17 protein-coding genes and 1 pseudogene are annotated in these 18,825 nt (G+C 74.0%); 12 read left to right on the forward strand and 6 right to left on the reverse strand.

What is annotated here, in order from left to right:
- Nucleotides 1-186: hypothetical protein (locus ACGFS9_RS18230; RefSeq protein WP_393254301.1), on the reverse strand; the 186-nt coding region annotated here is incomplete at its 3' end.
- Here ACGFS9_RS18230 and ACGFS9_RS18235 point away from each other — a divergent pair.
- The 11 genes from ACGFS9_RS18235 to ACGFS9_RS18285 all read left to right on the forward strand — a co-directional run bounded on the left by ACGFS9_RS18235 (nucleotide 181) and on the right by ACGFS9_RS18285 (nucleotide 14,617).
- Nucleotides 181-552: a hypothetical protein gene (locus ACGFS9_RS18235; RefSeq protein WP_393254303.1), complete on the forward strand. Its 372-nt coding sequence runs from the start codon at nucleotides 181-183 to the stop codon at nucleotides 550-552. The genes ACGFS9_RS18230 and ACGFS9_RS18235 overlap by 6 nt on opposite strands.
- 903 nt (nucleotides 553-1,455) lie before the next feature.
- Nucleotides 1,456-1,983 carry a hypothetical protein gene (locus ACGFS9_RS18240; RefSeq protein WP_393254305.1) on the forward strand — a complete coding sequence of 176 codons (528 nt, stop codon included), beginning with the start codon at nucleotides 1,456-1,458 and terminating at the stop codon, nucleotides 1,981-1,983.
- A 486-nt stretch (nucleotides 1,984-2,469) separates the two neighbouring features.
- A complete protein-coding gene (locus ACGFS9_RS18245; protein WP_393254307.1) occupies nucleotides 2,470-4,602 on the forward strand; it encodes a hypothetical protein in 2,133 nt (710 codons plus the stop codon).
- Nucleotides 4,603-4,687: 85 nt separating this feature from the next.
- Nucleotides 4,688-6,223 (forward strand): GT4 family glycosyltransferase PelF, encoded by a 1,536-nt coding sequence (gene pelF / locus ACGFS9_RS18250; RefSeq protein WP_393254308.1) that lies wholly within the window; start codon nucleotides 4,688-4,690, stop codon nucleotides 6,221-6,223.
- Nucleotides 6,220-7,590 carry a hypothetical protein gene (locus ACGFS9_RS18255; protein WP_393254309.1) on the forward strand — a complete coding sequence of 457 codons (1,371 nt, stop codon included), beginning with the start codon at nucleotides 6,220-6,222 and terminating at the stop codon, nucleotides 7,588-7,590. Before pelF ends, ACGFS9_RS18255 begins: the two co-directional genes overlap by 4 nt.
- Nucleotides 7,591-7,706: 116 nt before the next feature.
- Nucleotides 7,707-8,708: a GDP-mannose 4,6-dehydratase gene (locus ACGFS9_RS18260; RefSeq protein WP_393254311.1), complete on the forward strand. Its 1,002-nt coding sequence runs from the start codon at nucleotides 7,707-7,709 to the stop codon at nucleotides 8,706-8,708.
- A gap of 32 nt (nucleotides 8,709-8,740) precedes the next feature.
- Entirely contained in the window at nucleotides 8,741-9,454 is a 714-nt protein-coding gene (locus ACGFS9_RS18265) for a sugar phosphate nucleotidyltransferase (protein WP_393254313.1), read from the forward strand.
- Nucleotides 9,455-9,461: 7 nt separating this feature from the next.
- On the forward strand, nucleotides 9,462-10,391 hold the full coding sequence (locus tag ACGFS9_RS18270) for an NAD-dependent epimerase/dehydratase family protein (RefSeq protein ID WP_393254315.1): 930 nt from the start codon (nucleotides 9,462-9,464) through the stop codon (nucleotides 10,389-10,391).
- Nucleotides 10,388-11,050, forward strand: coding sequence for a spherulation-specific family 4 protein (locus ACGFS9_RS18275; RefSeq protein WP_393254317.1), 663 nt, complete (start codon nucleotides 10,388-10,390; stop codon nucleotides 11,048-11,050). The genes ACGFS9_RS18270 and ACGFS9_RS18275 overlap by 4 nt, the downstream gene beginning before the upstream one ends.
- Before the next feature lie 359 nt (nucleotides 11,051-11,409).
- On the forward strand, nucleotides 11,410-13,272 hold the full coding sequence (locus ACGFS9_RS18280) for a M1 family aminopeptidase (protein WP_393254319.1): 1,863 nt from the start codon (nucleotides 11,410-11,412) through the stop codon (nucleotides 13,270-13,272).
- A gap of 373 nt (nucleotides 13,273-13,645) precedes the next feature.
- Nucleotides 13,646-14,617 carry an alpha/beta hydrolase gene (locus ACGFS9_RS18285; protein WP_393254321.1) on the forward strand — a complete coding sequence of 324 codons (972 nt, stop codon included), beginning with the start codon at nucleotides 13,646-13,648 and terminating at the stop codon, nucleotides 14,615-14,617.
- A gap of 30 nt (nucleotides 14,618-14,647) precedes the next feature.
- Here ACGFS9_RS18285 and ACGFS9_RS18290 read toward each other — a convergent pair whose 3' ends face one another.
- Nucleotides 14,648-14,800 carry a hypothetical protein gene (locus ACGFS9_RS18290; RefSeq protein WP_393254322.1) on the reverse strand — a complete coding sequence of 51 codons (153 nt, stop codon included), beginning with the start codon at nucleotides 14,798-14,800 and terminating at the stop codon, nucleotides 14,648-14,650.
- 284 nt (nucleotides 14,801-15,084) lie between these two features.
- Between ACGFS9_RS18290 and ACGFS9_RS18295 the strand changes: the two genes are divergently transcribed.
- A complete protein-coding gene (locus tag ACGFS9_RS18295; RefSeq protein ID WP_393254324.1) occupies nucleotides 15,085-16,587 on the forward strand; it encodes a metallophosphoesterase in 1,503 nt (500 codons plus the stop codon).
- Nucleotides 16,588-16,627: 40 nt separating this feature from the next.
- Here ACGFS9_RS18295 and ACGFS9_RS18300 read toward each other — a convergent pair.
- The 4 genes and pseudogenes from ACGFS9_RS18300 to ACGFS9_RS18315 form a co-directional block, all read right to left on the reverse strand.
- Nucleotides 16,628-16,813, reverse strand: a pseudogene (locus ACGFS9_RS18300) (Si-specific NAD(P)(+) transhydrogenase); the annotation flags it as partial.
- A 7-nt stretch (nucleotides 16,814-16,820) separates the two neighbouring features.
- A complete protein-coding gene (locus tag ACGFS9_RS18305) occupies nucleotides 16,821-17,477 on the reverse strand; it encodes a class I SAM-dependent DNA methyltransferase (protein ID WP_393254325.1) in 657 nt (218 codons plus the stop codon).
- An 85-nt stretch (nucleotides 17,478-17,562) separates the two neighbouring features.
- Nucleotides 17,563-18,063, reverse strand: coding sequence for a hypothetical protein (locus ACGFS9_RS18310; RefSeq protein WP_393254326.1), 501 nt, complete (start codon nucleotides 18,061-18,063; stop codon nucleotides 17,563-17,565).
- 163 nt (nucleotides 18,064-18,226) lie between these two features.
- Nucleotides 18,227-18,796, reverse strand: coding sequence for a DUF6415 family natural product biosynthesis protein (locus tag ACGFS9_RS18315; protein WP_393254327.1), 570 nt, complete (start codon nucleotides 18,794-18,796; stop codon nucleotides 18,227-18,229).
- Between the last annotated feature and the right edge of the window lie 29 nt (nucleotides 18,797-18,825).

Below are 18,825 nucleotides of genomic sequence, written 5' to 3' on the forward strand. Positions count from 1 at the left end.
CCGCGCGGTCTCCGCGCGGCCCGAGAGCGCCCGCAGCTCGGTCGAGTCGCGCAGCGTGGCGACGCTGCCCGCCGGGCGACGCGGCACGCGCGTCGCCCGGCGCCGCGCGGCCACGCGTGCCCGGGACGTTCCCGGGCATCCGGATGCCCAGGGCCCCGCGCCACCCGGAGGAGACTTGTCATGCATCTGGCACACCTGGACGGCGGTGGCGCCTTCGACGGGCGGGCATGGCTGTGGGCGCTGGGAGCCCTCGTGCTGTACTGCCTGATCAGCTACGGGCTCCAGTACCGGACCCGGGCGCGGCGCGGCTCGCGCCATCCGGCGCGGGACGCCCTGCACGACCTCAGGGACCGCGAGGAGCCGCAGTCGCCCGGACAGCACGTCGTCAGCCGGGTGATCATGCTGGTCGGCGCCGGTCTCGTGGGGGTGGCCGCCCTGGTGACGTCGGGGGGTCTGCGCGTGGCCGCCGTGGCCGTGACGACCGTGGCGGCGGTGACCGCCTGGGCGTCCTACGACCACCGCGCGGAGTCCCGCTCGTTGGACCGCGGCTGAGTGAAGCGGGGCGGGGCTCCAGCTGCGAGCTGCGGTGCGGGCTGCGGGCTGCGGGCTGCGCATCGCACGCCCCGGGGCCGGCCTCCGGTCGCGCCGGCGCCGGACGACACGCACTCCGGATACGGGCTCGGAGCCCGGACGGCGGCGTCCACTCGCGAGCTCCGGGTCCGGACGGCGGCGTCGACTCGGGGGCTCCGGGTCCGGACGGCGGCGTCGATTCGGAGGCTCCGGGCCCGGGAGGGCGCCGTTCGCGGACGCACCGACACGCCGAGGAGTGCGACCGCCGGGACAGCGGGACACGCCGGATGTCGGGGCCGGAAGGACGACGTCGCGCACCGAGACGCCTCGGGTCGAAACCGTGGCACCTCGCCCCGGAGAAGATTGCGGCCCCGCCTCGCGGTCCAGGGGGGGACGGACGCGGGCGGGGCCGGGGGCTCGGGAGTGCCAGGGGGGGAGAGCATCCCGAGCTGACGTCCTTGTGCCCCACCCCTACGGCTTCATGCACGGGAGAACGCGCCGAGTTCGCCGAAAGGGCGGAGCGCCGGCCCGGGCGGCCCACGGGATGTGCCCGGCGCCGCCCGGAAAACCCTGGGACCGGCCGGAACGCGGCGGCTTGGCCGATTCCGTCGGCGCACCCGCCGCCGCATTCCGCCGCGCGGGACGAACCCGGCGCACGGTATCCGCCAATAGCGTCGGCACGTCCGGCCTCGCCGATCCGGGCGGACCCGGACGACGCCGGGGAGCCGGGCTCCTCGGCGTGACAGGGGAAACGAGCTTGCGAGCACCGTCCGCCACGGAGTCTCCACGGACCCCTCACGCGGCATCCACTTCAGGCCGCCGGTCACGTTCCGTGTCCACGCGGGGGCAGACGGTGCGTTCGTCGCCTGCCTAGCCTCCCGGGCCATGCGATCAACACAGCTGAGACGTTTCGCCCTCACCTCCGTCCTGGCCCTGGGCCTGGCCCTCTTCGGCCTCGCCCCCGCAGCGAGCGCGGCCGACCCCGCACCGGCCGACCTCACCTTCGCCACCGACGCCGCCACGACCACACCCGGCGGCACGGTGAACCTCTCGATGACGATCACCAACCACCAGACGTACGACGTGTGGTTCGTCTACCAGACGATCGAGCCGACCTGGCTGACCACCCAGCGCCCCGATCTGAAGTACGCCTTCACCGGCTGCACCCTGGCCACCACGGCCGGCGCCGTGCCGTGTGCAGGCACCGGGCCCACCAACCTCGGCCCGAACTACGGGTCCACCATCCCGCCCGGCCAGAGCCGCACCGTCACGCTGACGCTCCAGGTCGCCGCGGACTCCGGCTGCAACGGCAACATCGGCTTCTACTCGTACTACTACGCCGAGTTCAGCGACAGCACGAGCACCAGCGGCGGACCCGTGTACACGCCCGAGACCCGCGTGCTCTGCGCCTGATCCGTCCGTCCGGGCCCGGGGCGGCCGGACCGCGCATCCCCGCGCGGGCCGGCCGCCCCTTCCCGTCGGCGCCGCGCCCACGAGGACCACCCGGCCCCGCGGGCGGAGACCGTGACCTGAAACCGCTCACCCCGCCGGACCGTACAGATGGTCTGCACCACTGGCGCCGCGGCGGCCGGACCCCGGCCCTCCGGTTGGGTCTCTCCTCAAGCCGGGCCCGGCGCGGCGGCTCCCGGCGCGCCCGCCGCAGCCCACGCGATCTCGGCGCCGTGGACTTCAACTCGCCTTCCAGAAGCGCCCGTTGGATACCTGCTCTTTTCCGTCATGTTTCGCAGCAGGCGCACGAAAGCTACACAGAGACCTCACTATGTGACGCGACGAGAGTGTTGACGACCGGTGTCTGAGGGGGGCGGCGGCGTCACGCCAGGGGGTGGTCGGCTCCATTGGAGCGGTACTCACCCCTGCCCGGGGAGGGGACTTCACCGCATGAAGCGGACCATTCGCACGACCGCGCTCACCGTCGGCGCGCTCATCGCCGCACTGGCGTTACCCGCCGGCACGGCCCACGCCGATCCCGTCGCACCCCGCATCGACCTGCGGGTGCTGATCGTGAACGACGGCGGACCCGCGACCGCGGCCGTCGCCGCCGAACTCGACGCCGCCGGCACGCCGTACACCGAGGTGGACCTCGCCGAGTCCGGGCGGCCGGTGATCGACGCGGCGTTCCTGGCGGACACCGTCGACGGCACCCCGCGCGCCAGGTTCCAGGCCGTCGTCCTGCCGAACGACAACCCGTTCGCGGCGAACTCCGCCGAGATGGCGGCCCTCGCGGCGTACGAGCAGACGTACGCGATCCCGCAGGTCGACGCCTACACCTACGCGCGCCCCGAGGCCGGGCTCCGGTACCCGGTGGCCGGCGGCTACGCGGGCAGCCTCGACGGCGTGACGGCACAGCTCACGACGGCCGGCCGGGCCGGCCCCTTCGGCTATCTCGACGGTGCGGTCCCGTTCGAGGACAACTCCCCCGACGTGGGCGAGAGTTACGCCTACCTGTCGACACCCGCCCCGGGGGCCGACTTCACCCCGTACGTCGACGCTCCCATTCCCGGGAGCTCCTCCCGGGGGTCGCTCGTGGGCGAGTACCGGCACGACGGGCGCCGCGAGCTGGTCGTCACGTTCGTGTACAACCAGTACCAGCAGCAGTTCCGGCTGCTGGCCCGCGGCATCGTGGAATGGATGACCCAGGGCGTGCACCTGGGCGCGTCGCGCAACTACTTCGCCGTCCACGTCGACGACGTCTTCGCCGCGGACGACCGCTGGGACACGACGCTCAACTGCACCCCGGGAGACGTCGACTGCCCGCAGGGCGAGGGGGTCGCCCACCCGATCCGGATGACCCCGGCGGACGTCGACCACGCGGTCGACTGGCAGAACAGACAGCACCTGACCCTCGATCTCGCGTACAACGGCGCCGGCAGCGTCGACCAGCGCGAGGACAACAACGGCGCCGACCCGCTCGCGGACACGTTCGTCGCCGACCGCGACCGGTTCCGGTGGATCAACCACACCTTCACGCACGCCTTCCTCGGCTGCGAGCAGGACGTCAGCGTGCTGCCGTGGCGGTGCGCCACCAACCCCGACGGCAGCACCAAGTGGGTCTCGCGGACCGCCGTCTCCGACGAGATCGCGGCCAACCGCGCCTGGGGACAGGCGGCCGGACTGCCGCTGGACGACCAGGAGCTGATCACCGGCGAGCACTCCGGCCTGAAGCTCTCGCCGCAGCAGCCCGTCGACAACCCCAACCTGGCGCCCGCGCTCGCCGACAACGGCATCCGCTGGCTCGGCTCCGACAACTCCCGTGAGCCGGGGCAGCGCCAGGTCGGCCCCGCCGTCACCGTCCCCCGCTATCCGATGAACGTCTTCTACAACGCGGGCAAGGCGGCCGAACAGGTCGACGAGTACAACTGGATCTACACCAGCCGCGCCCAGGGCGGCAGCGGCATCTGCGAGGACCACCCGGACACCTCGACCTGCCTGCCGGAGCCGCTGGACACCAGCACGGGCTACGCCGGGCACATCGTGCCGCTGGAGATCCGCATCGACCTCGGGCACGTGCTCTCCAACGACCCCAAGCCGCACTTCATCCACCAGTCCAACCTCGCCGAGGAACGCATCGCCTACCCGGTGCTGGACGGGATCCTCGACGGCTACCGGGCCCTGTTCGCGGACAACACCCCGGTGGTGAACCTGCGGATGCGGGACATCGGCGCCGAGCTCGGCCGTCGCGCCGCGTGGAAGGCGGCCGTCGGCGCGGGCCTGGTCAGCGGCTACCGCGTCGGCGGCACGGTCACCGTGCAGGCCCCGGACGGAGTCGACGTCACCGCCACCATGCCGGCCGGCACCACCGTCGGCACCGCCGGGTTCGGCACGGCATACGCGGGCGCGGTCTCGGGCTGGACCGCCTCGGACGGCGCCCCGCTCACGCTCCGCCTGCCGTCGAGCACGCCCGCCCCGGCGACGGCGGGCCGCGCCGGACGCCCGCCCGCGACCAGCGGCACACCGCGCACCCGGGTGCCGGCGGGCGTCGCCGACCGGGTGCCGCTCACCCCGGGCCGCTGACACGCGAACCGACCGAAGGTCCCGGCCGCATCTGGGCGGCCGGGACGGGCACGACCACCCCACACCTCGGCCGTGGAGCACACCGATGCACGTTCCCCGCGGCGCGCGTGACCTCAACGCCACGCGCGTCACCCTGCTCACCGAAGGCACCTACCCGCACAGCCACGGCGGCGTCAGCGTCTGGTGCGACCAGCTCGTCCGCGGGATGCCCGACATCGGCTTCGACGTCGTCGCCGTGACCGGCACCGGCCGGGAACCGCTCGTCTGGGACGTCCCCGCTCATGTCCGGAACGTCGTCCCGGCTCCCATGTGGGGCCCGCCGCCCGAGGGCCGTCCGCCCCGCGGCCGCCGCCACAACCAGCTCACAGCGGCCTACGAGCAGTTCCTGACCGCCCTGCTCGACCCCTGCGCGGAGGAACGGTTCCCCGCAGCGCTGTACGCGATGGCGCGGGCCGCGGCGGACGGGATGCTCAGCCCGTTCCTGCGCGGCGACCACGCGATCCGCGTCCTGACCGGCGTGTGGAACCGGCCGGGACTCGCCGTTCGCGAGGCCCGGCCCAGCCTGCACGACGCGCTGACCGCGACCGCGCTGCTGGAGCACGCGCTCCGCCCGCTGACCGCGCCGCTGCCCGAGCACGGTGTGGCCCACGCGGTGAGCGGCGGCGTCGCCGCGCTGCCGGGCCTCGCCGCCCTCGAACGGCACGGCGTCCCGCTGCTGTTGACCGAACACGGCGTCTACCTGCGCGAACGCTACCTCGGCTACCGCACCGGCCCGTACCGCTGGCCCGTGAAGGCCGTCGTCCTCGGATTCTTCCGGCTGCTCGCCGAGGAGACGTACCGGCGTGCGGCGCTGATCACCCCCGGCAACCGCTACAACCGGCTGTGGGAGGAACAGGGCGGCGCCGCCGCCGAGGCGATCCGCACGGTCTACAACGGTGTGGACCCCGCGGCGTTCCCGCCCGCAGGACCGGAGCCCGGCCGGCCCACCCTGTCCTGGGCCGGCCGGGTCGACCCGATCAAGGACCTGGAGACCCTGATCCGCGCCTTCGCCGTGGTCCGCGGGCGGCTGCCCGAGGCGCGCCTGCGGCTGTTCGGCGGCACGCCCCGCGGCGGCGAGGCCTACCGCGCACGCTGCGAGGCACTGGCCACCGAGCTCGGGCACGGTGAGGCCGTCACCTTCGAGGGCCGGGTCGACGACATCAAGGACGCGTACGCCGCGGGCAACGTCGTGATGCTCTCCAGCATCAGCGAGGGGTTCCCCTTCACACTGATCGAGGCCATGTCGTGCGGTCGGGCCACCGTGTCCACCGATGTGGGCGGAGTACGCGAGGCCGTCGGCGACAGCGGGCTCGTCGTCCCGCCGCGCGACCCGGAGGCGATGGCCTCCGCCGCCCTGGAACTGCTCGGCGATCCACCACGCCGGCGGGCGATGGGCGAGGCGGCCCGGCTGCGGGTCATCGAGCAGTTCACGCTCCGCCAGACCGTCGACACCTTCCGGTCCATCTACCGGGAACTGTCGGCACCGGGCCGGTACGTCCCCGGTACGGCGGGCGGGCCCGTGCCGGCGCGGGTCGTGACGGCCGCCGAGGACACCTCGAGACCGAGGAGCCTGGCCGGATGAGCGGGCCGATGGCCCTCGGCCCGGCGGGCGCCGAGGACACCCTGTTCCTGCGGGTCGCCGGCGACCCGCAGGGCTCGACGGGCCCGGGCCGCGGCGGCCCCACGGACGCGGTCGACCGGCTCGCCGCGGAACTGGCCGACGGGATCGGCCCGGCCGTCCACCCCTACGAGGTGGCCGCGCTGCTGGAGTCGGAGGGGCTGACCGCCGAGGTCATCCGGGAGCGGTACGGGCACCGGAGCCTGTTCTCGCTCGCCTCCGCCCTGTACGAGCGGGTCCCGCGCACCTTCCCCGAACCGGCGCCGCCCCCCGACCCGTGGCGCCCCGATCACGTGCGCTGCGCGCTGCGCGGCGTCCTGTTCGCGCTGCCCGGGCTCGCCTACCTGCTCACCGGACGGCTGTGGCGGGCCGGTGGCGACCTCGACGTCCTGGTGGTGGCGGGGCTGGTCTCCTGGGCGTGGGGCCAGGCCCTCGGCCACCGGGCCTACCTGAGGATGGCGACCGGCAGGGCGGAGGCCGGACGGACGCTGCTGAAGGGGGCACCGCTCGGCGCGCTCGCCGCGACCGGGGCGGGATCGCTGCTAGCCGGCTCCGCCGCGGCGGTCGCCGTGGCGGCGGTGCAGTCCGTGTACCTCGCGGCGGCGGGCGTGCTGCTGGTGCTGGGCAGGGAGCGGCTGCTGCTGGCCGCGCTCACCCCGCTCGCCGCGGGCGCCGCCGTGCTGCCCTGGTGGGAACCGGGGGACGTGCTGCGGCTCGCCCTGCCGCTGCTGTCCGTGCTCGGCACGGTCGCGGCGGCGGGACGGTCGCTGCGGGCCGCGCCGGGCGACGGCCCCGTCCCCGGCGCCCGCCGTCCCGCACTGCCAAAGTCCCTGCCCTACGGCCTGTTCGGGCTGGCCGCGGGCGTCCTGGTCCTGCTGGAGGGCCGCCGGCACCCCTGCGCCGTGATCGCGCTGACGGTCAGCATGGGACCGGCGGAGTGGCTGCTGTACCGGTACCGCGGGATGTCGGTCGCGGCCCTGCGGGCGACCGCGACGCCGGCCGGCTTCCTGCTGCGTTCGGCCGGCATTCTCGGCCTCTGTCTCGTCCTCTACGTGCTGCCGCTGCTGCCCGCCGCCCTGCTGACCGGGGCGGAACCGGTTCCCCTGCTGCTGCTCGCGGCCACCTTGTGGACCGCGCTGCTGCTCCAGGCGTTCGGCGTGGCCTGGCCGCCGGCCGGGGTCTGCCTGGCCGCGGCCGGCGGGGCCGCCGCGGCAGAGGTGTCCGGCTGGCCGCCGACCGCCCTCGCGCTCTCGCTGTCCTGCGGCGCCGCCGCCCTGCTCCTGTCGGCCTGCGCCATAAGGCTGCTGGGCCGGCCCGCCCCGCACGCCTGACCACCCGCCCGCGCCGGCCCGGCCTCCGCGCGCCGCCTCCGAGCACCACGCACCACGCACCACGCACCGGAAAGACCGTCGCACCGCACGAGCAACCGACCGGAAGGACATTCGAGTTGACCTCCGCACCGCTCGCCGCCGTCACCGGAGCCGAGGGTTTCATCGGCTCCCACCTCACCGAGGCGCTGGTCGCCTCCGGACACCGGGTGAGAGCGATGGCCCAGTACAACTCCTTCTCCTCGTACGGCTGGCTGGAGACCCTGAGCCCGGACGTCCTGGAGCACGTCGAGATCGTGCTCGGCGACGTCCGCGACCCGGGCTCGGTCCGGGGCCTCGCCGAGGGGGCGGACTGCGTCTACCACCTGGCCGCGCTCATCGCGATCCCGTACTCCTACCGTGCGCCGCACAGTTACGTGGACACCAACGTCACCGGCACCCTCAACGTGCTGGAGGCCGTGCGTGCCCTCGGCACGCCACGGCTGGTGCACACCTCCACCAGCGAGACGTACGGCACCGCCCAGACCGTGCCGATCACCGAGGACCACCCGATCAACACGCAGTCCCCGTACGCCGCTTCGAAGGCGGGCGGGGACCGGCTCGCGGACGGCTACCACGCGAGTTTCGGCACCCCGGTGGTCACCCTGCGGCCGTTCAACACCTTCGGGCCGCGGCAGTCGATGCGCGCGGTCATCCCGACCGTCATCGGCCAGGTGGCCGCCGGCGAACGCACCATCACCCTCGGCGACCTGCGGCCCACCCGCGACTTCACCTTCGTGCGGGACACCGCGCAAGCGTTCCTCGCGGTGGGCACCGCGCCCGCCGAGCGGGTGGTGGGCCGCACCTTCAACGCCGGTACCGGCGGGGAGATCTCCGTCGGCGACCTGGTCGCGCTGATCGGCAAGGTGATGGACACCGCCCTCGACGTGCGCGAGGACGCGCAGCGCATCCGGCCGGCCAACTCCGAGGTGATGCGGCTGGTGGCGGACGCGAGCCGGCTCGCCGAGGCGACCGGCTGGAGTCCCGGCCACCGGCTCGACCAAGGGCTCGCGCACACCGTGGAGTTCTTCCGCGACCCGGCGAACCTCGCCCGCTACAAGACCGGCATCTACAACATCTGACCCGTCCGGCACGACCACGAAGGAGGAGCCCCGTGCACGCAGTGATTCTCGCGGGAGGCAAGGGCGTCCGGCTGCGGCCCTACACGACCGCACTGCCCAAACCGCTCGTGCCCATCGGCGACCAGCACGCGATCCTGGAGATCGTGCTCCGCCAGCTCGCCGCGGCCGGATTCACCGGCTGCACCATCGCGATAGGCCATCTCGGCGAGATCATCCGCGCCTATGTCGGGGACGGCTCCCAGTGGGGACTGGCCGTCGACTACGCGACGGAGGACAGCCCCCTGGGCACCATGGGCCCGCTGCTCACCATGCGCGAGCGGCTCCCGGAGTCGTTCCTGGTGATGAACGGTGACGTGCTCACCGACCTCGACTTCGGCGACGTACTGCGCCGGCACCGGAGTTCGGGCGCGCCGCTCACCATCGCGACCTACGCGCGCAAGGTGCACATCGACTTCGGGGTGCTGACCACGGCCGACAGCAAAGTGGTGGCGTTCACGGAGAAGCCGAGCATGGACTACCGCGTCTCGATGGGCGTGTACGGCCTGTCGCGGTCCACGCTCGACCACTACACCCCGGGCCTGCCGCTGGGCTTCGACGAGCTGGTCCTGGACCTGCTGCGCAGCGGGCGGGAGCCGTACGCCTACGCGTTCGACGGGTACTGGCTCGACATCGGGCGCCCGGACGACTACGACCGGGCGAACGCCGAGTTCACCACGCGCAAGTCGCTGCTGCTCAAGGGAGCCTGACCGCCGTATGCGCATTCTCGTCCTGGGCCCCACCGGCTATCTGGGCGGCCATGTCGCCGAGCACCTGCGCGCCCTGCCGGGCGTGCGGGTGCTCGGCGGCGGGCGCTCGCCCGGCCTGGAGTTCCGCGTCGACCTGGCCGGCGACAGCCGGGAGCGGCTGGCGGCGACACTGACCGGAGCGGCGCCCGACGCCGTGATCAACTGCGCCGGGGCGACCGGTGGCGACGCCGTGACCCTCGCCGAGGTGAACGCGCGCGGTCCCGCCCTGCTCTGCGCGGCGCTGGGCGAGGCGGCGCCGGCCGCGCGGCTCGTCCATCTGGGGTCGGCCGCCGAGTACGGTCCGGGGGTCCGCGGGTCCGCCGTCACGGAGGCGGCGCCCACCCGCCCCGTCGGCTGCTACGGGGCGACCAAGCTCGCCGGCACCGTCGCCGTCGCCACGTCGGTGCTGGACGCGGTGGTCCTGCGGGTGGGCAACCCGGTGGGACCGGGTGCCCCGGCGGCCGGCCTGCCGGGCCGGATCGCACGGCTGCTGCGCGGGGCCGGGGCGGACCGGGACGCGGTGATCCGCCTCGGCGACCTGTCGGCCTACCGGGACTTCGTGGACGTCCGGGACGTCGCGCGGGCGGCGGTCGCGGCGGCGACGGCGCCGGGACCGCTGCCCCGCGTCCTCAACATCGGTGCGGGCCGGGCGGTTCCGGTACGGGAGGTGGTGGGCGGGCTCGTCCGCGCGGCCGGGTTCCGGGGCCGCGTCGAGGAGAGCGGCGGGGGGTCCGAGCGGTCGGGCGCGGTGTCCTGGCAGTGCTCCGACGTCACCGCCGCCGGACAGGCCCTCGACTGGCGTCCCCTGCTGGATCTCGACGCCTCGCTGGGCGACTTGTGGGCGGACGTGTCGCGGACCGACCCGGCCTGCCGGGTCGAGAGCGGCGGCGCGCGGTGAGCCTGCTGATCCCGCTGTACGTGCACCCGAGCGAGGACCCGGGGGCCTGGCACCGGCTGATCACCGCGGCGGGCCGTACCTGCGGGGTCGTCGTCAATCCGGCCGACGGGCCGGGCGCCGGTCCGGACCCGGCGTTCGCCGCGGCGGCCGGCGCGCTGCGGGCGGCGGGCGCCCGGCTGCTCGGCTACGTCGACACCGACTACGGCACCCGCGACCCGGGGGACGTGGTGGAGGAGGTCCGGCGCCACCACGAGTGGTACGGCACCCAGGGCTGCTTCCTGGACCGGGCGGCCTCCGCCCCCGGGGCGCTGCGCGGCTTCCGGAGCCTGGTGCGGAGCGTGCGCGGGCCGGGCGCGGAGTTCGTGGCCCTCAATCCGGGGGTGCATCCCGCGCCGGGCTACGCGCGCCTGGCGGACCTGCTCGTCACGTTCGAGGGCCACTGGTCCACGTACGTCGGGGCGTTCGGCAGACCGGGGTGGACCGCGCGGTTTCCCCCCGAGCGCTTCTGCCATCTGGTCTACGGCGTTCCCGAGGCGCTGGTGCCGCTCGCCGTGCGCACCGCGCGGGAGCGCGGCGCGGCGGTCGCCTGCCCGGTCACGGGCGACCTGCCCAATCCCTGGCGCCTGTTGACCCCGGCCCTGCGGATGCCGCAGCCCTGACCCGCCCGCCGGCGCCCGCGGCGTCACCGCTCAGCCGCCCCGGTCGTACACATCGGCCGCGACCGGCGCATCGTTCAGGCGGCCGGGGGCCGCACCTGCGCGGATCACGGTCGGGCGCCAGTGGCGCCCGCAGGACGGCCGCACGCAACCACCTCCTTTTCCGCACTTTGATGGCATGTCTCGGTCAAATCTGCCACTCTGCCTGAAGCCGTCGTCCCGACCCCGGGGCGACGGGCGGACATCTCACCAAGCGATCGCGCGCACCCGCGCGCGGCCCGCGGCCGTCCACCCGACGCACCCCAGTCGTCGCGGACGGCCACCGAGCAGGCCGGAATCCGGCCGCCTCAAAGGAGTTTCGTGTGAGACCAACCCCCCGCAAGGCCCTCGCGGCACGCGTTCTCGCCGTCGCCGCCCTGGCCGCCTTCTGCCTCCCCGGCACCCCCGCGGCGGCGGCCCCGCGCACGGCCCCGGCCGCGGCAGCCGCCTGCACTCCGGCCCAGGTCGTCGCCAACGGCGGCTTCGAGAGCGGAACATCGCCCTGGACGCAGTCGTCCACGAGCGTGATCACGAGCCGCTCAGGGCAGACCGCCCACGGCGGCAGCAGCTTCGCCTGGCTCGACGGCGTCGGCAGCACCCACACGGACACGCTCTCGCAGAGCGTGACGATCCCGTCGGGGTGCGACAGCGCCAGCCTGACCTTCTGGCTGCACATCGACACGTCCGAGACGACCTCCTCGACCGCCTACGACAAGCTCACCGCCAAGATCGGCGGGACCACCCTGGCCACCTACTCGAACCTCGACAAGGCGTCCGGGTACGGCCTGAAGACGTTCGACGTGTCGGCGTTCGCCGGCCAGACCGTGACCCTCTCCTTCACCGGCGCCGAGGACTACAGCCTCCAGACGAGTTTCGTCCTCGACGACATCGCCCTGAACACCTCGGGCGACACCGCCCCGCCCGCCGACTCCGCCCGGACCCCGGCCGCGCCCGCCTACACGGTCAGCCTCAGCAGCAACACCGCGGGCACCGTCTGGACCGGCCACGAGAGCGCGACCTTCACCAACGCCTCCGCCACCCCGCTCGGCGAGGTGTACCTGAGGCTCTGGGACAACTACCACGGCTCGTGCTCGGCGCCGCCCATCACCGTCACCAACGTCACCGGCGGCACCGCGGGCACGCTCTCGGTCGCCTGCACGGCCCTGAAGATCACGCTGCCGTCCCCGCTGGCGCAGGGCCAGAGCACCACGATCGGCTTCGACCTGGGCATCACCGTGCCGAGCGGCGCCGACCGCTTCGGCCACGACGGCGCCTTCAGCTTCATCGGCAACGCCCTGCCGGTCCTCGCCGTCAAGGACGCGGCGGGCTGGCACCTGGACCCGTACACGAACAACGGCGAGTCCTTCTACTCGCTGGCCGCCGACTTCAAGGTGACCCTGGACCACCCGACGGGCCTGCTCGTCCCGGCCACCGGCACCTCCGTCGACACCCCCGGCTCCAGCGGCCGCACCGTCACCACCGCCACGGCCTCCAAGGTGCGCGACTTCGCCTGGGCGGCGGGCCCGTTCAGCAAGATCTCGGGCACCTCCCCCGCCGGCACGGCCGTGAACGTCTACTCCGTCTCGGGCATCAGCTCCAGCAGCGCCCAGTCGATGCTGACCACCGCCAAGTCGGCGGTGGACGCCCACGCGGCGCGCTTCGGGGCCTACCCCTACGGCGAGCTGGACGCGGTGATCGACAACAACTTCTGGTTCGGCGGCATGGAGTACCCCGGATTCGTCCTCGACCTGGTCAGCACCACGGCCCTGACCCACGAGATCGCCCACCAGTGGTTCTACGGGATCGTCGGCGACGACGAGTACACCAGCCCGTGGCTGGACGAGTCGTTCACGGACTACGCCACCGACCTGGCGCAGAACAAGACCGGCTCCGGCTGCTGGAACAACGTCTCCTGGGCCTCGTCCGCGGAGAAGATCACCAACTCGATGGCGTACTGGGACGCGCATTCCTCGCGCTACTCCACCGTCGTCTACGGCTACGGCAAGTGCGCCCTGCACGACCTGCGGCGCCTCATCGGTGACACCGCCATGGCCAAGCTCCTGAAGGACTACGCCGCGGCGCACTGGTACGGCGTCTCGACCACGGCCGAGTTCAAGGCGGCGGCGCAGGCCGCCACGAGCACGGACCTGACGTCCTTCTGGTCCACCCACCGCATCGACGGCTGACCCGCCGCCCGCCGGTCCGTCGCGGTGCCGCCCCCGGGCGTCGCCGCGGCGGGCCGCCGGCCCCCGCGCATCCCTCAGCGCGCACCCCCGCTCCCCCGCACCCCGTACGCGACACCGGGTGGACAACCGCCCTGCCGGGGAGTCGGGGAGAACCCACCGGCGGGACACGGCCCGCCCGGCCCTCCGCGGCCCGGGCGCGCCCCGCCGGAGCCGCGCGTCCTGCCCGCGCCGCCGCTCCCCCTCCGCACGGGAGCGGCGGCGCGGGCATGCGGCGACCGGTCGGGGGCAGGTTCCGCCACACGGCGGCTCCCGCTCCGGACGGGCGGCGCCGATCATGGTCGGACGAGCCGCCGGCTCGGCACGAGGAGACGTCATGCTGCTGGTACCGCCCCCGTTCGACGCCGAACTCGCGGCCGCCCTCGCGGCGGCCGGCCCGGCCACGCCGTCCGGGCCGAGCCCGGAGGAGATCGCCGCCCTGCGGGCCGCGCCGGAGCTCGCGGTCCCGGCCGCCGACCTCACCGGCGGCGGAGCCTTCGTGACCGCGGACCGGACCGCTCCGGGCCCCGACGGCGCCCCCGACGTCGCACTGCTCGTCGTCTCGCCCACCGCGCCGGCGCGCAACGGGCCCCGCCCGGTGATCTACCACGCCCACGGGGGCGGCATGGTCCTCGGCACCAACCGGGCCGGGGTGGAGGTCGTGCTGGAGTGGGCGCGGGAGCTGGACGCCGTGGTGGTGTCCGTGGAGTACCGGCTCGCACCCGACCACCCCTATCCGGCCGGCGTGGAGGACGTGTACGCCGGACTGCTGTGGACGGCCCGGCACGCGGCGGAGTTCGGCGGCGATCCGGAGCGGATCATCGTCGCGGGAGCCAGCGCGGGCGGCGGGCTGACCGCCGCGCTCGCCCTGCTCAGCCGGGACCGCGGCGGCCCGCGGCCGATCGGCCAGGTCCTCATGTACCCGATGCTCGACGACCGCAACGACACGCCGTCCGCCCACCAGATGGCGGGCGTCGGCGCGTGGGACCGCAAGGCCAACGAGAGGGCCTGGACCGCCGTGCTGGGCGACGCCCGCGGCGGCCCGGACGTCCCCGCCTACGCCGCTCCCGCGCGGGCCACCGACCTCTCCGGGCTGCCGCCGGCCTTCCTCGACGTCGGCTCCGCGGAGACGTTCCGCGACGAGGTCGTCGGGTACGCCGCGCGGATCTGGCAGGCCGGCGGCGTCGCCGAACTGCACGTGTGGCCCGGCGGATTCCACGGCTTCGACGCGTTCGCCCCGCACACCGCGCTGTCCCGGACCGCGCGCGCCGCCCGTGTCGACTGGCTGCGCAGGCTGCTCACCTCCTGAACGAACCGGCCGATACGGTGCGTCGGAGGGTCAGACCGGCAGCAGGCCGCCGATCAGCGCCCCGAGCTGCCGGGCGTTGCGGCACTCGTGCATGTCCCGTGCGGTGTCCTCGCCGGGGCAGGGGCGGCCGGCCGATTCGAGCAGTGTCGAAAGACCTGGTGCACGGGCGCGGGCGTGTGCCATAAGGAGCGGCAACCGCTTCCGCGCGGGACCGGCCGCCGCCGGTGCAGCGCGGAGCGGACCGGGGCGGGCCGCGACGCGGTGCGGCACGCCCCGGACACGGCCGACGGCCCGTCACCACAGGGGAGTGACGGGCCGTCGTGCCGTGTCCGCGCCGCCCCATGCGGCCCGGGGCAGCCCTCCGGTGCGGCGCGTTCGCGCATCCGGCGCGCCCGCTGCCGACCGCGCCGGACGGCTCCCGCGCCCCTGCCCCGGGGGCGCGGATCATCGGTTGTTACCGTGCACCCGTGGCTCACTCCTCACGCGACACAGCAGCAGGCGCCGGCTGGGGGAACTCTCAACTCGGCACGTACAAAAGGCTGATGCCCGACCGGGTGGAGAAACTCTCCTGGCTCGACCCGAGGACGCTGTGGCCGGCCCGCAACGGTGTGCTCGCCTCCTGGTTCGGCGATCCGACCGGCCGGACCCGGAGCCGCTGGGTGGAGCAGCGGGTGGCCGCGGGCGCGCCCGCGGACGCGGTGATCCGGCGCGGGGACGCGGACCGCTTCTCCTTCATGGTGATCGGCGACACCGGCGAGGGCGACGACCCGCAGTACGCCGTCGTGCCGGGCTTCCTGAAGGCCGGCCGGGGGACGGACTTCGCGGTGATCGCCAGCGACGTGATCTATCCGGTGGGCAGCACCGGCGACTACGGGACCAAGTTCTTCCGCCCCTACCGCGACTACCCGGCTGCCCTCTACGCGATACCGGGCAACCACGACTGGTACGAGGGCCTCCAGGGCTTCATGCGCGTGTTCTGCGGGGCGCCGCCGCTGGCGCCGGAGGCCCGGCCGCGTCCGCTGACCCGCGCCTGGTTCCGCTCGCTGCTGTGGCACTCCCCCGGCCCGACCGACGAGCAACGCCTCGCCGCGGCACAGGCGTTGCGCCCCGAGCCCGCACAGCAGGCGGTGCAGCCGGGTCCCTACTGGGCCATCGACGCCGGACCGGTGCGGATCGTCGGCATCGACACCGGGCTGCTCGGCACGATCGACGCGGAGCAGGGGCGGTGGCTGCGCGAGGTGTCGCGCGGCGAGCGGCCCAAGATCCTGGTGACCGGCTCCCCGCTGTACGTGGACGGTGAGCACCGCCCGTGCGCCGTCGAGGGCGGCGGCACGGTCGACGAGATCGTCCGCGACCCCGCGCACCGCTACGTCGCCGCGATCGGCGGCGACATCCACAACTACCAGCGGTACCCGGTGCGGTTGCCGGACGGGCGGACGCTCCAGTACATCGTCGCCGGTGGCGGCGGGGCCTTCATGCACGCCACGCACACCGTGCCCCGGGTCGGCGTGGGCGGCGTGACGGAGGAGGAGTTCCGCTGCTACCCGCTGCGCGGCGACTCGCTGGCGTTCTACAGCGGCCTGTACGGACGCCGGCTGCGGATGCCCCGCTTCTTCACGCTGACCGAGGCCGAGGCGACGGCGGTGATCGCCGAGCGGCTGGGCATCCCGCCGACCCGATCGCAGACGGAGCCCGTCCGGGTCACCCGGCGGATCCGTCTGGTCGCCTCCCTCCTCGGCGCCGGCCGGCGTCCCGACCGGAGCTCCCGCTTCCGGCTTCCGGTGCGCAAGACGTACACCCAGCTGTTCTCGCCGGGTTCGGCGACGTACAGCCCGCCGTTCTTCAAGAGCTTCCTGCGGCTGGACGTGACGCCGTCCTCGGTCCACGTGCGCTGCCACTCCGCCACCGGCACCCTCGACCACGAGATCGATCCGCCGGTCGAGGACGAGGTGACCATCCCGCTGTCCTGACACCGGCGGCCGCCGCGGGGACGGCCGCCGCGGGGCGCGGTCAGTCCAGAAGGCGTTCGATCTGGCGGATCTTGTTGGTGGCGTCGAGAGCGGCGACCTTGTAGGACTCCGCGAGGGTGGGGTAGTTGAACACCGCGTCGACCAGGTAGTCGACCGTGCCGCCGCAGCCCATCACGGACTGGCCGATGTGGATGAGCTCGGTCGCCCCGGTGCCGAAGCAGTGGACGATACCGTCACGCGGCCTGAGCACGCACGAGTTGCGTGCCGATGTGACCCGGCGTCGGCGCCTCGACCTCCCAGACCTCGGCCTCCCGGAACCCGGCGGAGAGCAGCAGGCGCCGCCACACCGCCGGCCGGTAGCTGTAGCGGTAGGTGAACATCGCCTTCCCCGCGAAGCCTCCCTTGTACATGCCCTGCGGTCCGTACGCGCCGGGGATGGCCGGCGGCTGGGAGAAGACGAAAACGCCGCCGGGCGCCAGGTGCTCGCGCACAAGGGGGAACAGGCGGCGCGGGTCGGTGAACCAGGCCGCGCCGAAGATGCTGTAGACCGCGTCGTAGCGGCCCTCGTCTGCCCTCAGCCAGTCGAGGATCTCGCCCTGTTCGATCCGCACTCCGAGTGGCGACCACCGCTCGGCCGCGCGCTGGGCCATGAGCGGCGACAGGTCGACGCCCGTCACCTTGACGCCCTGCTCGGCGAGGTGGGCTGCGGCCCGGCCGGTGCCGCACCCGATCTCCAGGACCGCCTCCGGGGCGCCGAGGAGTTCGGTCCCCGGGCCGTGGCCGGAGTACTGGGTCCAGCAGAACGACGGCGGGTCGCTGTTCTTCAACACGGACTCGGCGTAGGTGTTCCACAGCTCCGTCTCGGCTGGGATGTCGTGCGGCACGGGCACGGGCGTTCCTCTCGTGGTGGGGATGCGGGAGCCCCCGCCCTCGGGGAGCCGTGAGGACGGAGGCGACTGTAGCGGCCGGGCGGCCTCAGTGGCTGTCGGGAGCCTTGTTGTCGCACGGCGAGCAGTTCGCGCCGTCGATGGCCCACAGCTCCTCGTCGACGTCCCAGCCCTGGAAGCGCATGAAGTCGGCGGTGCGCAGGCACAGACCGTCGGTCCGGCGTTCGATGAACGGCGCGTGGTGCTTGAAGGCGCCGCCGTTGTAGAGGCGGCAGAGGCCCCACCAGACGGGGGTGTCGAGGATGAGCTGATGGACACCGATGTCGACGAGCTTGCCGACGCCGAGGTGGACGTCGGGGTTCTCGATGGAGCACAGGGTGTAGGCCACGGCTTGGCCGAGGATGCGCTCGGCCATGTTGCGGACCATGGTGTTGTCTCGCAGGAGCAGGGCCACCTCGCGGTCCCAGAGGCTCATACCGGAGTCGAACACGTTGAGCGTGAGTTCGGTGATGTGCGGGGCGACGGCGTTCAGAAGCTCGCGAGGGTCCCGGGTGCGAGTGGCGGCGGGCTGGTCCAGCGGGATGGTCATTGGGGGGTTCCTTCCGATGTCGTGCCGGCCTGTGTCCCGCCCCGCCGAGGCTCTTCCGGGGCCCGCGACGGGGCGGGGGCCCCGCCGGGCCGAGGCTTCCGAGTCCTCGACGCGGCGGGGTCTGTGGGTGCGGCCCTGACCCGAACGGCCGCCGTGGGGCCCCTCAGCAGGGGCAGGGGGCGCGCTTCAGGGGCGGCCCGACCGGGTTGGCGCAGGCTGCGTGGATGTGACTCGTGACGGCGCCGCCCGAGTTGCTGAACCGGTCATACGGGACGCTGTCGCTGCGGTGGATCGCCCAGTCGCACACGAGGCAGATCGGCATACCGGTGAGCGTCTCGTAGTGGTCGCAGAGTGCAGCCAGCGAGCGGGCAAGTCTCCGGGCGATGACCAGGGACGCGTAGGCCCCCGATCCGGCCCGTGCGCGGAGCTTGCCGTTGGCCTCCCCCACGCAGGCGAGCGCGCAGTAGCGGGGGACGTCGTCCGCGTGCAGGGCGAGCGCCTTGGTCTCGGCCTCGGGGACGATCAGCTCCATGTGACCTCGGAGCGTCTCGATCAGGGTGTCCAGGTCAAGCCCGAGAGGCAGTTCGTCCTCGGCGGGCAGGACCAGTGCGATCGTCTGCCGCATCACGAGCACGTCCACGGGGACGGCGCTGGGCTCGGCGCCGATCGCCGCCGGCTCGTGGCGACCGTGCGATGCGTCAGCGCCCGAGCGTGTTCTCTGGCCAGTTGTCATGTGGGTGCCCCCGGGGGTGGTGTTGTCGT

Origin of the sequence: Streptomyces sp. NPDC048566 (assembly GCF_043199735.1) — a bacterium.
In the GTDB taxonomy this organism is placed as follows: Bacteria; Actinomycetota; Actinomycetes; order Streptomycetales; family Streptomycetaceae; genus Streptomyces.